Origin of the sequence: Pseudomonas sp. OE 28.3, assembly GCF_014268205.2 — a bacterium.
Taxonomy (GTDB): domain Bacteria; phylum Pseudomonadota; class Gammaproteobacteria; order Pseudomonadales; family Pseudomonadaceae; genus Aquipseudomonas; species Aquipseudomonas edaphica.
The window spans coordinates 3622270-3635303 of sequence record NZ_CP077082.1 but is presented as its reverse complement, the minus strand read 5'-3'; the positions used below and the strand labels follow the sequence as shown (position 1 = coordinate 3635303).

Sequence of the window (13034 nt, the reverse complement as noted above, 5' to 3'; positions counted from 1 at the left end):
TTGCTGATGCGTTGAACTTCATGGCATCAACAAGGAATTATGCGCATGCCTGACACCCTCTCACGCCTGATCTACCGCAAGCCCGAAGCCAACGATGTGCAGCGATTGTTCGCGATCTTCGGTGACCCGCAGACAAATATGTTCAACCCCGCAGGGCCGATGGCCAGCCTGGAGCACGCCCAGCGTGTGCTCAACCATTGGCTCGAACAGTGGGCCGCCCAGGGTTATGGCTGGTGGGCGATCGCCCGTAAGGAGCAGCCTGGGCACCTCATTGGCTTTGGCGGCATAGCGCCGCTTAATTACCTGACCGAGCGGCGCATCAACCTGGGTTATCGCTTCGCCGTGGAGGCGTGGGGGCAGGGCTACGCCACCGAGCTGGGTCGGGATGCGCTGGCGCTGGCCTTCCAAACACTGAATCTGCCGGAGGTTTTCGGTCTGGTGCGACCCGATCATGCGGCTTCGATCCGTGTGTTGGAAAAGCTAGGCATGCAGCCCTACGGCCTGCTCGACGATGTACCGGGCAAGGCGCCTAGCCGGGTGTTTCGCGTTTGTCATCCTACAACCGCTTTGAACTGATTGTTTATACGCCCAAGTAATACCTGAAGAAACGGCAATCTTTCAGATTGACACCGCCAAGGCGCCCGGCTATAAAAGTCGCAGTTGTACGACGACATATGACGTTACATATGTCCTATCTAACAAAAATAAAAAGTGATGCCATGAATTTGAATGAGCCCATCAACGCCCACCGCGTCGGCCAGGCAGTCGGCAACTATCGCTGGACCATCTGCGCGATGTTGTTCTTTGCCACCACCGTCAATTACCTCGACCGCCAGGTGCTCAGCCTCTTGGCGCCGCAACTGTCGACGCAATTTGGCTGGAGCAACACCGATTACGCCAACATCGCTGCGGTGTTCCAGTTCGTTTATGCGATTGCCATGCTGTTTGCCGGGCGGTTTGTCGACAAGATCGGCACCAAGGCGGCCTATGTGGTGGCGATTGCCATCTGGTCCACCGGCGCGATCATGCATGCGTTCTCGGTGCCGATGGGCGCGGGGATTGCCTCGCTCAGCGCCGCCATCGGCCTGGCGGTGATTCCGGTATCGATTGCTGGCTTTATGCTCTCCCGCGCCGTGCTGGCGATTGGCGAGGCGGGCAACTTCCCCATCGCGATCAAGGCTACTGCGGAATATTTCCCGAAAAAAGAACGCTCCCTGGCCACCGGCATCTTCAACTCCGGCGCCAACGTGGGTGCAATCCTCGCGCCGATCTGTGTGCCGCTGATTGCCGGCATGTGGGGCTGGGAAGCCGCGTTTATCGTGATCGGCATGCTCGGGTTTGTGTGGGTGGCGGTGTGGTCGATGCTCTATGAGAAACCGGAGCAGCAAAAGCGCTTGTCCGCCGAAGAACTCGCCTACATTCGCAGTGACCAGACCGTACAGCCTTTCGCGCCTGAGCCTGTGGGGGCGACGCCGAAAAAAGTCTCGTGGTTCAAGCTGCTGACCTACCGCCAGACCTGGGCGTTCGCCTTCGGCAAGTTCATGACCGACGGCGTGTGGTGGTTTTTCCTGTTCTGGCTGCCCACGTACCTGTCGGCGCAATACAACATGAAAGGCGCGGATATCGTGATGCCGTTGGCCGTGCTGTACAGCATGACCATGGTCGGCAGTATCGGCGGCGGCTGGTTCCCCAGCTACTTTATGGCGCGCGGTGATGCCCCGTATGACGGCCGCATGAAAGCCATGCTGGTGATCGCGCTGTTCCCTCTGGTGGTGCTGTTGGCGCAACCGTTCGGTTACCTGAGCTTCTGGGTGCCGGTGTTGTTGATCGGCGTGGGCGCCTCGGCGCACCAGGCGTGGTCGTGCAATATCTTCACCACCGTGTCGGATATGTTCCCGCAAAAAACCGTGGCGTCGGTGGTCGGCATCGGCGGTATGGCGGGCGGCCTGGGCGGTGTGGTGATGACCAAGATCGGTGGCTGGGTGTTCGACTACTACAAGTCCATCAACGACATTCACACCGGCTATATGATCATGTTTGCGATTTGTGCCTTGGCGTACCTGGTCGCGTGGAGCGTGATGAAGGCGCTGGTGCCGCGGCATAAGGAAATCACTGACCTGTAAACCCGTCCCCTGTGGCGAGGGCGCTTGCTCCCGTTGGACTGCGTAGCAGTCCCATGCTCTTGAAGCAAAGAGCAGGGGCCGCTTCGCAGCCCAGCGGGAGCAAGCTCCCTCGCCACAGTGACAAGGTTCAACGGCGGTTACCGATTGCGTGTCACCCGCCAAACGGTGTTGGCCAAGTCGTCAGCAATGATCAGCGCACCTTTGGGGTCGACCGTCACGCCCACCGGGCGGCCACGGGTCTTGCCGTCGTCGCCACGGAAACCGGTGGCGAAATCAATCGGTTCGCCAGCCGGCTTGCCGTTGCTGAACGGTACGAAGATCACCTTGTAGCCCACCGGGTTGTCGCGGTTCCAGCTGCCGTGTTCGCCGACAAACACGCCGTCGGCGAATTGTTCACCCATGGCCGGTATCGAAAAATCCACGCCCAGTGCCGCAACGTGCGAGCCCAGGCTGTAATCCGGCTTGATCGCGGCCGCCACTTTCAGTGGGTTCTGCGGTTGCGCGCGGGGGTCGACGTTCTGGCCCCAGTAGCTGTAGGGCCAGCCGTAGAAGGCGCCTTCGCGCACTGAGGTGAGGTAGTCCGGCACCAGGTCGGGGCCGAGTTCATCGCGTTCGTTGACCACCGTCCACAATTGCCCCGAGCCCGGCTGAATGGTCAGTGCGGTCGGGTTGCGCAGGCCGGTGGCGTAGGGCTTGTGCGCGCCGCTGGCTGCGTCGATCTGCCAGACCATGGCGCGGTCGATCTCCACTTCCATGCCGCGCTCGGTGATGTTGCTGTTGGAGCCAATGCCCACATAGAGCTGGCGCCCGTCTTCGCTGATGGCCAGGGATTTGGTCCAGTGATGGTTGATCTGCGCCGGCAGGTCGGTGATTTTGGTCGGCGCGCCGCTGGCTTGGGTCTGGCCGTCGGTATAGTCGAAGCGCACCAGGGCATCCTGGTTGGCCACGTACAGCTTGCCGTCGGCGAAAGCCAGGCCATAGGGCGCGTTGAGGTTGTCGGCAAACACGGTCTTGAGCTCGTAGTTGCCGTCACCGTCGGCATCGCGCAGCAACGTGATGCGGTTGCCACCCTTGACCTTGGTGTTGCCCTGAGCCTTGATCACGCTGGCGATTACATCCTTGGGCTTGAGCTTGGCCGCACTGCCGCCACGGCCTTCGGCGACGAGGATATCGCCATTGGGCAGCACCAGGGTTTGCCGAGGAATGGCCAGGTCGGTGGCGATGGCCGTGACGCTGTAGCCTTGCGGCACCGTGGGTTTTTGCTCGCCCCAGGGTGTCGGCTCGGCAATCTTCATGCTCGGCAGCAGGCTGCTTTGTTGCTCGGGCAGTTTGGGATCGGGACCGCGTGCCTGGGTTTTGTCGCCGGCGTCGCCACACGCGCTCAGCAACAGCGCTGCGCTCAGTAAGGTCAGCGTATTGAGTGGGTTCATTTGGCAGCTCCCGAGCGCAGGTTGGTCAGGCCGACCCATGTGGCAAAAATCGCCAGAACCGTCACGATCACCGACAGTACCAGGCCAACAGGCATCATGGCGTAGGCGTCCTTGGCATGTTGGAAGGCGTTGACCAGCCCGAGTCCCCAGGTGATCAGTAACAGCAGGAAGTACGCGGCGGGGCGTCCGCCTTTATGCTCGGCGCGCACCAGGTTGACCAGCGCGAACAACAATGCAAAGCCACAAAACACCAAGGCACCGGCGATCAGCCAGGACGCGAAGTTGGCCCATTGGATCTGATAGGTCTGGCCGTAGGCGATGTCACTGAGCAACGCACCGAGAAACAGCGGCACGGTGCCGGCCAACAGGGTCGAGTGCAGCGGGCCAGGCCTGACGAGTGGGTAGGCGGGAAGGGTGGTCATAGGGTCGCGGCTCCTTGTTTTATCCAACGCCCCGGGGCGGGGCAGCGCATAGGGAAGGAGCGTAGAGCCTGGCGGATAGTTCAGCGCAATTCGTGTCGAAATATTATTTCAGGGTTTGAGAGGGCTTTAACGGGTCCACACATAGCGCACCTCTTCCAGCGTCACGCCACCGCGCACCAGCGTGCGACGGCTACCTGGGTCTTCAGTGCCGCCAAAGCGTGTATAGAAACGTACGGCTCTTTGGTTGGCGGCTAAAACCCATAAGGAAATGCGTTTATAACCCTGTTCAACCAAACGTTGGAAACCCGCCTGCCACAATTGCGCGCCGATGCCGTGACCCCAGTAGTCCGCCAACACGTAGATAGCCATGACCTCTCCCGATGCGACCTCGGGCGTGTCCGTATCCCGGCAAAGGCCCAGCGACAGCCAGCCGATAACGTTGCCATCCACTTCGGCGACTAATACGCCAGCGTCTTGGCTTTCAATCAAGCGCGCCCAGTTAGCCTCTTTCTGCGGCAGTGTTGTGCTCAGCGAGGCCAGAAAATCTGCTGGCATCAGGTCTACATAAGCCTGTTGCCAACTGCTCACATGCACCTGGGCGATGTGCTTGGCGTCCTTGGGCAATGCATCACGAATCATAACCATCCCTTGTCGTTAATTTGTCGAAACCAGGGTGCCCATTCACTGTTACAGAATAGGTTCTCATTATGCAGAGCCCTGAAAACTGGCATGCTTCAGGGCCTGACAAAAGGAACCGTGTCCATGCCAACCCTGCACCTGCTGTGCGGCAAGATCGCCTCCGGCAAATCCACCCTGGCCAACACTTTGGCCGCTGAACACGCCGCCATCCTGTTGAGCGAAGACCATTGGCTCGCCACCCTTTACCCCGGTGAAGTCCTCTCGATTGCCGATTACGTGAGCTGCGCCCAGCGTATTCGAGGTGTGCTCGGGCCGTTGGTGATCAACGTGCTGCGATCGGGCATCAGCGTTGTGTTGGACTTCCCGGCCAATACGCTGGCTAATCGCGAGTGGCTGCTGAGCTTGGCCCAGGCTGCGCGAGCGCCGCACTGCCTGCACTATCTGGAGCTGGATGACGCCACCTGCCGCAGCCGTTTACAGGCGCGCAATGCCCAGGGCGAGCATGATTTCGCCGCCACCGACGCCGAGTTTGACCTGATCACCCGCCATTTCTGTGTGCCGAGTGAGGCGGAAGGCCTGGTGATCGAGGTGCATCACCCATGAGTACGGTGACCGGTGTGGATGCCCAGGGCTGTGTGCTGACGCTGGGCAATGCCGCCTTCCAGCCTGAGTTTGAGCCGCTGCTGGCGGATGTTATCGCCAGCCTCTCCCAGTCCGGGCTGGACGGCATTTATGTGTATGGCAGTGTCGCCAGGGGCGAAGCCCGCCCAGGTGAGTCGGACCTGGACCTTAGCCTGATTCTGCTCGAACCGCCGGATGCACAGGTATTGGCACACTTGGAAACGCTGCGCCAGGCGCTGGAGCAACGCCACCCGGTGGTCACCAAGATTGACTTCGATATCGGCCACCGCGCCGAAGTACTGGCGCCCGAAAATGCAAATAAATGGGGTTTCTGGCTCAAGCATCATTGCCGTTGTGTGTGGGGCGAGGATCTTTCGCTGCGCTTTGAACGCTTCCAGCCTTCGCGCGAAATCGCCCTGGCGTTGAATGGTGATTTTGAATCCGTGTTGAGCGGCTATCTCAACCTCATCCATCAGGCCAATACCCCAACCGAGCGCCTGCGGCTGCAACGCGAAGCGGCTCGCAAGCTGATTCGAGCGACCAACATATTGCGCGGCCCCGACGCGCCCTGGCCGTACACCCTCGAAGAGCACGTTGCCTTGTTCGTACAGCATCACCCCGCGATGCGCATCCAGATCGCGTATTTCCTGTTCGAGGCGCGAAACCCGAGTGCCGTGGGCGAGCCCTTCAGCGTGCGACTGCAAACCTTTATCGACTGGATGGTTTCACAGCAGGTATAGACAGCAGGTATAGATAGGTAATTTGGCACTCAGGCTCACTTTACCTACGCTGCGCACATCAGGATTTAAAACGCCCGACCAAGCCATTCAGCTCCTGCGACAGGCTCGATAACCGCCCCGAATCATCCTGCGCAGCATTGGCCAGGCTCTCCACCAACCTTGCCTCGTCATAGATCTGCTGGATATGGCGGTTGATTTCTTCGGCCACGCTGTGTTGTTCCTCGGCGGCGGCGGAAATCTGCAGGTTCTGGTCGCGGATCTCGTTTACCGACAACTGGATGCCCTCGAAACTGTCCCGCGCGTTTTCGATGGACGACACGCTGGCGCGGGACAGGTCCAGGCAACTGCTCATCTTCTGGGTGACTTCTTCGGTCTTGCTGCCGAGGGTGCCGAGCAACTGCTCGATCTCGCCGGTGGAGTCGGAGGTGCGCTTGGCCAGTGCGCGCACTTCGTCGGCCACCACGGCAAAACCACGGCCCTGATCACCGGCGCGGGCGGCTTCGATGGCGGCGTTGAGGGCCAGCAGGTTGGTCTGCTCGGCGATGGCGCGAATAGTGCCGAGGATCTGGTTGATGCTGCGGCTGCCGGCTTCCAGCTCGACCATGGCCTGGGATGACTCGGTCAGGCGGCGGCCCAGGCGGTTGACGTTATCGGTGGTGACTTCGATCTGCTGTTTGCCTTCGGCCACACGGCGATGGCCGTTCTCGGCCGACTCCGCCGCGCCGCTGCACGAGCGTGCGACTTCGTTGGCGGTGGCGACCATTTCATTGAACGCGGTAGACACCAATTCCACCGCCTCACGCTGGCGCCCGGCGGCTTCGTTCATGTTGTGTGCCACTTCACTGTTGACCCGTGACGCGTCCTGAAGATTGGTGGAGGCCGCGCCAATATGCTGGATCAGTTGACGGATTGCGGCGAGGAATTTATTGAACCAGCCCGCCAGCTCGGCAGTTTCATCCTTGCCCTGTACTTGCAGCTCATGGCGCAAATCGCCTTCACCCTGGGCGATGGACTGCAAGCCGGTGCTGACCTGGCCGATCGGTTTGACGATCACCTTGGAAAACGCCGCGGCGATCAGCCCGAAGATCAGCACCAGCACGGCCACGATTGCCGTGGTCAGGTAGGTCATGCGCGTCGCCGCTGCCATGACTTCGTTGTATTCGATCAGCCCCACATACCGCCAGCCCAGGCCCGGCGAGGTCCACACGTTGGCCATGTAGCGCACGCCGTCGATGACCACCTCGGTTGAGCCCTGGGGCGTCTCGGCCAGGTGCGCATAGGGCGCGCCGAGGTCCTTGAGCGGCTTGAAGTTGTGCGCGGCGTTGCGCGGGTCGACCAGCACCACGCCGTCTTCGATCAACATCACGTAGCCGCTTTCACCCAGCTTGATGCTCTTGAGCAATTCGGTGAGGTTCTTCAGCGACACGCTGACCACGAACACGCCCTTGGCCTTGCCGCTGCTGTCGAGCAGCGCACGTGCGGTGCCCACCAGCGCCACATCATCCTTGTCGTAGTAGTAAGCGGGTGTGCGCACGGTCTTGTTGGGGCTGGCCATGGCAGCCTTGTACCAGGGGCGGGTGCGCGGGTCGTATTTGGCCAGTTGTGGGTCATCGGGCCATTTGGCGTAGGTGCCGTCTTCGAGGCCAATGGACAGAATCGCAGCGGAAGGGTGGGTGGCGCCAAAACGGGCAAACTGGTCGATTACCTGCTGCGCCTGGGCGGGCATTGGCTGACTCGCGGCGTTTGCAGGCTGATAATCTTTTAGAGTGTTCACTGAAGTGTATACAGGATCAGCGGACATTTGATCGACGTTCTGCAAGGTGCCGTCGAAGAATTGCCGGATATTGCCATCGATCTGACGTATTTCGCGGGTGCTGCCATCAATAAACTGATCGACCGCCTGAGTCCGCGTGTTCATGACGGAGATAACTGCAACCAGGCTAACCGGGATAAAGGCGACAGAGACGAACGCGAGAACGAGCTTGTTTTTTATTTTCATCGAGACGACCACTGGGCGAAGAGGCGATTTGATATCACTGACTGTCTCGGCCCGAGGGTTATAAAGCTTTAGCTTTATTTTGTGTACAACAACAATTGATTTTGTCCTGAGAAATTAACCTGCCGGAAGGCGCACTTGGATTAACCCTTGATTGCCTTCAAGGCAGCCTTCAGGCCGCCGGTCGCGCTGGTCAGCGGCGTCGGCCCTGCCGTCACGAGAGCAGCGGCCCCGGCCATGGAGGCTTGGGCCAGCGCAATCACGGATGCGCCATCGATATAGGCCTGATCGGCCGCCCTGGCGATGGTCGACAGGTAGCCATCAATATCGCCCGCCTTGAACAGCGCCCAGGCGCCTGGAACCAGCTGCACGTCAACGGTTGCGTCTGAGTGCAACGCTGCGCGGTGGAACAGGCTCGAGGTGGGGGCGAGGGTGGTTTCGACGGCGCATAACACCACAACCTTGCCGCCTGCTTGAACGGCTGTGAGAGCGAGGGCTTGGTCCGCCCTGAGGATGGATGACTGGGTACACTCGTCAAGCTCATCAACCGATGGCCCCAACGTCGAGCAGGTGAGTACCACGACGTCAGCGTGTTGAGCGAGTGAAAGTAATGCGTTGGCGGTTGAGGCCGCAATTTCAGGCGTGAGATTACCCATTTCTTCCGCCGCAGCCAGAAGGTCGGTACGCACTTCATGCTGCAAAACGGCGGGTGCGATTCCCAGTGCTTGTGCGGCTGCGTCGAAGACGGCAATGTTGCTGGCTGCGGTATGAAGGCAGGTGATTCGCATAGGGGGTCGCCAGGTTGGAAGTGCTGAGCCCCACAGTGTTATCACAGTTAAGATGCCGTCGACATCTTCTCATTAAGGACAATGCATGCCACTGATCACGGAACGTGTAGCGCTGGCCCGCAACGGCGCCAACGATAAGGTTATTTGCCGCATGGCCTCAGGCTGGGCGGTGATGGGCGATGTGCAGTTCTTGCCGGGCTATTGTTTGTTGTTGCCCGACCCGGTGGTTGCCAGCCTCAATGATCTGGATGCCGAGGCGCGTGCAATCTACCTGCTCGATATGGCGCGCCTTGGCGATGCCGTGCTGGCGGCTACCGGTGCCCTGCGCATGAACTACGAGATTCTGGGCAACTCGGAACCGGAGTTGCATTGCCATATTTTCCCGCGTTACGCCTCGGAGCCGGAGGGCAAACGCAAGATGCCGGTGTGGTTCTACGACTGGAAAACCGCCATACCTTACGCTGAAGATCAACACGGTGAGTTGCGCAACACGATCGCGCAGTTACTCAAATCCGCCATGGAAGCTGGATGATGCATAGAAATAATCTGGTCCCGGAATTGATGGTGACCGACCTGAACTGCAGCCTTGAGTTCTGGGTCGGTTGTCTGGGGTTCACGGTGGCTTATCAGCGCCTGGAAGACGGCTTCGCGTATCTTGACCTGGACGGAGCCCAGGTGATGCTTGAACAAGTCGACCCACTCGCCAGTCAATGGCTCACGGGGGCGTTGGAAAGGCCATTCGGGCGCGGCATGAACCTGCAAATTGATGTCGTGGCGGTACATCCGGTTATTCAACGGCTGGAGAGGGCGGCCTATCCCGTGTTCAAGGCCTGCAAAGACGTGTGGTACCGGGCAGGCGAGGTCGAGGTTGGGCAGCGCGAGTTTCTGGTGCAGGACCCGGATGGTTATCTGGTAAGACTGGTAGAGCGGCTTGGTGAAAGGACGAGAGACAATGCGTGAGCGCAAGGCGGCACGCCTTTTGGTGATCAGCCCGGCTCGAAAAGTGCTGCTGTTCCGGTTCGTCCACAAGGACGGGGCACTGGCCGGCAGGAATTACTGGGCGACGCCCGGCGGCGGTGTTGAAGCCGGGGAAACCTTTCACACCGCTGCGATCCGTGAGCTGCGCGAAGAGACCTGCATTGTGGTCAGTGACGTACAAGCGCCGGTATCAGATCGCCGATTTGAGCTGATGCTACCCAGTGGTGAAACGGTGTTGGCCATTGAGCAGTACTTTGTTGTGCAGGCGCAAAACGAGCACCTGTCGCGAGACGAATGGACTGTGCAAGAAGCCCAGGTCATGGCGGATCACCATTGGTGGTCCACCGAGGAGCTGCATTCGACGGCAGACACGGTATGGCCAGAAGGGCTTATCGACATGCTCGCGCAGGCAGGCGTTTTTTAAAGCATGGCCAGGATATCGGCAGTGGCTGTGACCCTGGCGTAATCCATCGCCAGGTTGCTCAGCGACAGTGCATGCACATCCTCGGCAGGCCAGAGGCGGCCCGATAAATCGGCTTGATCAAAGGTGTAGCAGGCGTCCGCCGCCACTGTTACCTCAAAACCCAGGTTGCCGCCGGAGCGCGCCGTAGACTCGACAGAGTTGTTGGTGATCACCCCAACGATCACCAATTGCCGGATCCCACGCACATGCAGCCAACGCTCCAGGCCGGTGGCGGCGAACGCATCCGGGACGTTTTTTTCCACCACATGCTCATGCTTGAGCGGTGCCAGTGCCGGCTGGAACTCACAGCCCGGTTGGCCCGGCCAAAACACCGAGCCTTCGCTGCGGGACATGTGCCTTACATGCACCACGGGGCGATTGGACTGCCGCCATGCACGCTGCAGGTGCTGTATCTGCACCTCGGCGTCGGGGTTATTGCGGCGCCCCAGCGTGGGGTCATTCATGCCTTGCTGCATGTCGATGATCAACAACGCGGCGTTTGTGGCTAGCGGTTCCATGGCACATCCTTTAGCTGGATCAGGCGCGAAACATAGCAGCGATTGGGCGTGCTTAAACAGGTCTATTGTTCGAAGCTCATTTGCACGATGCACATCGATCCAAAGTGGGAGCTGGCTTGCCTGCGATAGCGGTCTATCAGTGCATAAATCTGTTACTGACCCACCGCCATCGCAGGCAAGCCAGCTCCCACAGTCGCCGATACTCCCATCGAGCGCTGGTGCCTTCAATCGCCGTGTGAACCTTGCGCTACGGCTTCGTAAGCAATCAGGGCCGATTGAGTGTATTCACATAAGCACTGAACATAGCGGCCATGCCATTGGCATACACCTCGATTTCGGCAGCGGTGCGCGGGCTGAAGGAAAAGTCCTTGCCCACGCAACCCAGCGTGCTGCGGATCAGGTCACACGCCAGTGCGCGGGTTGCGTCGGGCACCTCGGGCAGCAACTCGTGCATGAAGGTCTCAAAGGCTTGCCGGCCGGCCGCGCGCACTTGCACGGCTTCCGGTGCATCGCGGTACAGCGGCGCCGCGTCGTGGAGCGCACCGCGCATCAGCGCCTCTTCGCACTCGGAATGAATAAATGCATGCACCAGTGTGCGCAGGCGGGTCAGCGGCGCTATTTCGGTTTTTTCGAGGATGTCGCGCAGCATTTGGGTGGTCTGCTGCCACTCATCGCTCTGCAATCGAAACAGGATCGCGGCCTTGTTGGGGAAATATTGATACACCGAACCGACACTCACGCCGGCTTTTTCCGCGACCCGCGCGGTGGTGAAACGCGTAGCGCCTTCCTTGGCCAAAACCTGAATAGCGGCTTCGAGAATCGCCGCCACCAACTCGGTCGAGCGTGCTTGTTGTGGCTGTTTGCGCGAGGCAATACGGGGCGTCTGGCGGGTGGTCATTTCGGGTTCCGAGCGCTGGGCGAACGCGAATAGCGAAGGCGATGAATCACTCGCATACTTTTAATGCGACGAATTAATCGCATCTTAGTCCCCATTCGACGGAAATCAATCATGACCACCCTGACCACCGCGCCTCTTGCAGCCCTGATCGAACGCCTCTACGCCCAAGCCAATGCGGCGACCAGCCCGCTCATCGATACTGTATCGCCGCAAGAGCGCAACCGCCTGATGTACAGCAAAACCGAGTACCTTGAGCTTTACACGATGCTCAAGGATCTGTGGCTGCCTGTATCGCGTGACACCGGCAACCTGCTCTATATGCTGGCCCGCAGCAGCCATGCAAAAGCTATTGTCGAGTTCGGCACCTCGTTCGGGTTGTCCACCTTGTTCCTGGCTGCCGCACTGCGCGACAACGGCGGCGGCGTGTTGATCGGCAGCGAATTCGAACCGTCAAAGATTGCCCTGGCGCGCGAACATTTCATCGAAGGCGGCGTCAGCGACCTGATCGAGGTGCGCGAAGGCGACGCGCTGGTCTCATTGGCTGCAAACCTGCCGCAAACGGTCGACCTGCTGCTGCTCGATGGCGCCAAGTCGCTGTATGGCGATGTGTTGAATCTGGTAGAGAAGCACCTGCGGCCGGGCGCGCTGGTGGTGGCTGACAACACCAACTACTGCCCTGAATACCTGGCGCACGTGCGCGAACCTGGGAACGGCTATCTGTCGGTGCCGTTTGCCGATGATATCGAACTGTCGATCCGCCTCGGCTAAGGTTCAGCGCTTGCTCAATGCCAAGCGCGCGGCGAACAACACGAAGATCATGCCGGTGGTGCGGTCCATCCACCGGATCACCTTTTCCCTGCGCAGGAAACCGGACAGCGGCCGGGTGGCGCCAATCAGCAGCAGTGACCACAGCAGGCCCAGCAGCACATGAATGCTGACCAGGCCAAAGGTCCAGGCAATCAGCGGCTGGCCTTGGGGGATGAATTGCGGCAGGAAGGACACGTAGAAGATGCCCACTTTGGGATTCAGCACATTGCCCAGCATGCCCTTGAGGAACCAGTTGCCGCCCGGTTTGCCCTCGGCTTTGGCGGGTGACAGTGAGCGGCGTGGGCGCACCAACATGTTCAGGCCCAGCCACGCGAGATAAGCCGCGCCGCAATATTTGAGCAGGTTGTACGCCAGCTCCGACACTGCAATCAAAGCGCCCAGGCCAAACGCCACGGCCGCGCCCCACAGCAAGCAACCGGCGTTGATGCCGAAGGTGGCGTGCAGCGCCTGGCGTTTGCCTTCGACTGTGGCGGTGCGCAGCACCAGCGCGGTATCCAGCCCCGGCGTGAGCGTGAGCAGGGTGGCGGCGAAGGTAAAGGCGAGGAGGTTATCGGTAATGGACATGGGCCGATGGCTCAAAGTGTGGTGGG

At 60.0% G+C, this 13034-nt stretch carries 17 protein-coding genes; 9 read left to right on the top strand and 8 right to left on the bottom strand.

Annotation, left to right across the window (positions count from 1 at the left end; translation table 11 throughout):
* The first annotated feature begins 45 nt into the window (after positions 1 to 45).
* Both HU759_RS16330 and HU759_RS16325 read left to right on the top strand, forming a co-directional pair.
* On the top strand, positions 46 to 576 hold the full coding sequence (locus tag HU759_RS16330; RefSeq protein WP_017138952.1) for a GNAT family N-acetyltransferase: 531 nt from the start codon (positions 46 to 48) through the stop codon (positions 574 to 576).
* 143 nt (positions 577 to 719) lie between these two features.
* The gene (locus tag HU759_RS16325) at positions 720 to 2123 is read left to right on the top strand and encodes an MFS transporter (RefSeq protein WP_099549644.1); all 1404 of its coding nucleotides are present in this window, start codon (positions 720 to 722) and stop codon (positions 2121 to 2123) included.
* A 137-nt stretch (positions 2124 to 2260) separates the two neighbouring features.
* Here the strand turns inward: HU759_RS16325 and HU759_RS16320 are convergent, their stop codons facing one another.
* The 3 genes from HU759_RS16320 to HU759_RS16310 all read right to left on the bottom strand — a co-directional run bounded on the left by HU759_RS16320 (position 2261) and on the right by HU759_RS16310 (position 4614).
* Complete coding sequence (locus HU759_RS16320) at positions 2261 to 3553, bottom strand: sorbosone dehydrogenase family protein (RefSeq protein WP_170037671.1); 1293 nt, start codon at positions 3551 to 3553, stop codon at positions 2261 to 2263.
* Positions 3550 to 3975, bottom strand: coding sequence for a DUF2231 domain-containing protein (locus tag HU759_RS16315; RefSeq protein WP_170037668.1), 426 nt, complete (start codon positions 3973 to 3975; stop codon positions 3550 to 3552). Before HU759_RS16315 ends, HU759_RS16320 begins: the two co-directional genes overlap by 4 nt.
* A gap of 126 nt (positions 3976 to 4101) precedes the next feature.
* Entirely contained in the window at positions 4102 to 4614 is a 513-nt protein-coding gene (locus HU759_RS16310; RefSeq protein WP_017138949.1) for a GNAT family N-acetyltransferase, read from the bottom strand.
* Positions 4615 to 4737: 123 nt separating this feature from the next.
* Between HU759_RS16310 and HU759_RS16305 the strand changes: the two genes are divergently transcribed.
* Both HU759_RS16305 and HU759_RS16300 read left to right on the top strand, forming a co-directional pair.
* Entirely contained in the window at positions 4738 to 5217 is a 480-nt protein-coding gene (locus HU759_RS16305; RefSeq protein WP_170037665.1) for an ATP-binding protein, read from the top strand.
* Positions 5214 to 5975: a nucleotidyltransferase domain-containing protein gene (locus HU759_RS16300; protein ID WP_170037662.1), complete on the top strand. Its 762-nt coding sequence runs from the start codon at positions 5214 to 5216 to the stop codon at positions 5973 to 5975. Before HU759_RS16305 ends, HU759_RS16300 begins: the two co-directional genes overlap by 4 nt.
* Before the next feature lie 58 nt (positions 5976 to 6033).
* Here HU759_RS16300 and HU759_RS16295 read toward each other — a convergent pair whose 3' ends face one another.
* Positions 6034 to 7893 carry a methyl-accepting chemotaxis protein gene (locus HU759_RS16295; RefSeq protein ID WP_225932994.1) on the bottom strand — a complete coding sequence of 620 codons (1860 nt, stop codon included), beginning with the start codon at positions 7891 to 7893 and terminating at the stop codon, positions 6034 to 6036.
* Here HU759_RS16295 and HU759_RS29885 point away from each other — a divergent pair.
* Positions 7777 to 8046 (top strand): hypothetical protein, encoded by a 270-nt coding sequence (locus tag HU759_RS29885; RefSeq protein ID WP_225933074.1) that lies wholly within the window; start codon positions 7777 to 7779, stop codon positions 8044 to 8046. The two genes, HU759_RS16295 and HU759_RS29885, sit on opposite strands and share 117 nt — an antisense overlap.
* 68 nt (positions 8047 to 8114) lie before the next feature.
* Here the strand turns inward: HU759_RS29885 and HU759_RS16290 are convergent, their stop codons facing one another.
* Positions 8115 to 8759, bottom strand: a complete 645-nt coding sequence (locus tag HU759_RS16290) for an aspartate/glutamate racemase family protein (RefSeq protein ID WP_170037659.1) — start codon at positions 8757 to 8759, stop codon at positions 8115 to 8117.
* A gap of 85 nt (positions 8760 to 8844) precedes the next feature.
* Here HU759_RS16290 and HU759_RS16285 point away from each other — a divergent pair, with 85 nt between their 5' ends.
* From HU759_RS16285 to HU759_RS16275, 3 genes are read left to right on the top strand one after another with little or no spacing between them, the layout of a single operon-like run.
* Entirely contained in the window at positions 8845 to 9291 is a 447-nt protein-coding gene (locus HU759_RS16285) for an HIT domain-containing protein (protein WP_170037656.1), read from the top strand.
* Positions 9288 to 9719: a VOC family protein gene (locus HU759_RS16280; RefSeq protein WP_170037653.1), complete on the top strand. Its 432-nt coding sequence runs from the start codon at positions 9288 to 9290 to the stop codon at positions 9717 to 9719. The genes HU759_RS16285 and HU759_RS16280 overlap by 4 nt, the downstream gene beginning before the upstream one ends.
* Positions 9712 to 10161 carry an NUDIX domain-containing protein gene (locus tag HU759_RS16275; protein WP_186616837.1) on the top strand — a complete coding sequence of 150 codons (450 nt, stop codon included), beginning with the start codon at positions 9712 to 9714 and terminating at the stop codon, positions 10159 to 10161. Before HU759_RS16280 ends, HU759_RS16275 begins: the two co-directional genes overlap by 8 nt.
* Here the strand turns inward: HU759_RS16275 and HU759_RS16270 are convergent.
* Positions 10158 to 10718, bottom strand: coding sequence for a cysteine hydrolase family protein (locus tag HU759_RS16270; protein ID WP_017138942.1), 561 nt, complete (start codon positions 10716 to 10718; stop codon positions 10158 to 10160). The genes HU759_RS16275 and HU759_RS16270 overlap by 4 nt on opposite strands.
* Before the next feature lie 265 nt (positions 10719 to 10983).
* Entirely contained in the window at positions 10984 to 11616 is a 633-nt protein-coding gene (locus HU759_RS16265; protein WP_170037650.1) for a TetR family transcriptional regulator, read from the bottom strand.
* A 111-nt stretch (positions 11617 to 11727) separates the two neighbouring features.
* Between HU759_RS16265 and HU759_RS16260 the strand changes: the two genes are divergently transcribed.
* Positions 11728 to 12384 (top strand): class I SAM-dependent methyltransferase, encoded by a 657-nt coding sequence (locus HU759_RS16260; protein ID WP_170037647.1) that lies wholly within the window; start codon positions 11728 to 11730, stop codon positions 12382 to 12384.
* Between the two features lie 3 nt (positions 12385 to 12387).
* On the opposite strand, the gene HU759_RS16255 is transcribed toward HU759_RS16260, so the two are convergent.
* Complete coding sequence (locus HU759_RS16255) at positions 12388 to 13008, bottom strand: LysE family translocator (protein ID WP_017138939.1); 621 nt, start codon at positions 13006 to 13008, stop codon at positions 12388 to 12390.
* Between the last annotated feature and the right edge of the window lie 26 nt (positions 13009 to 13034).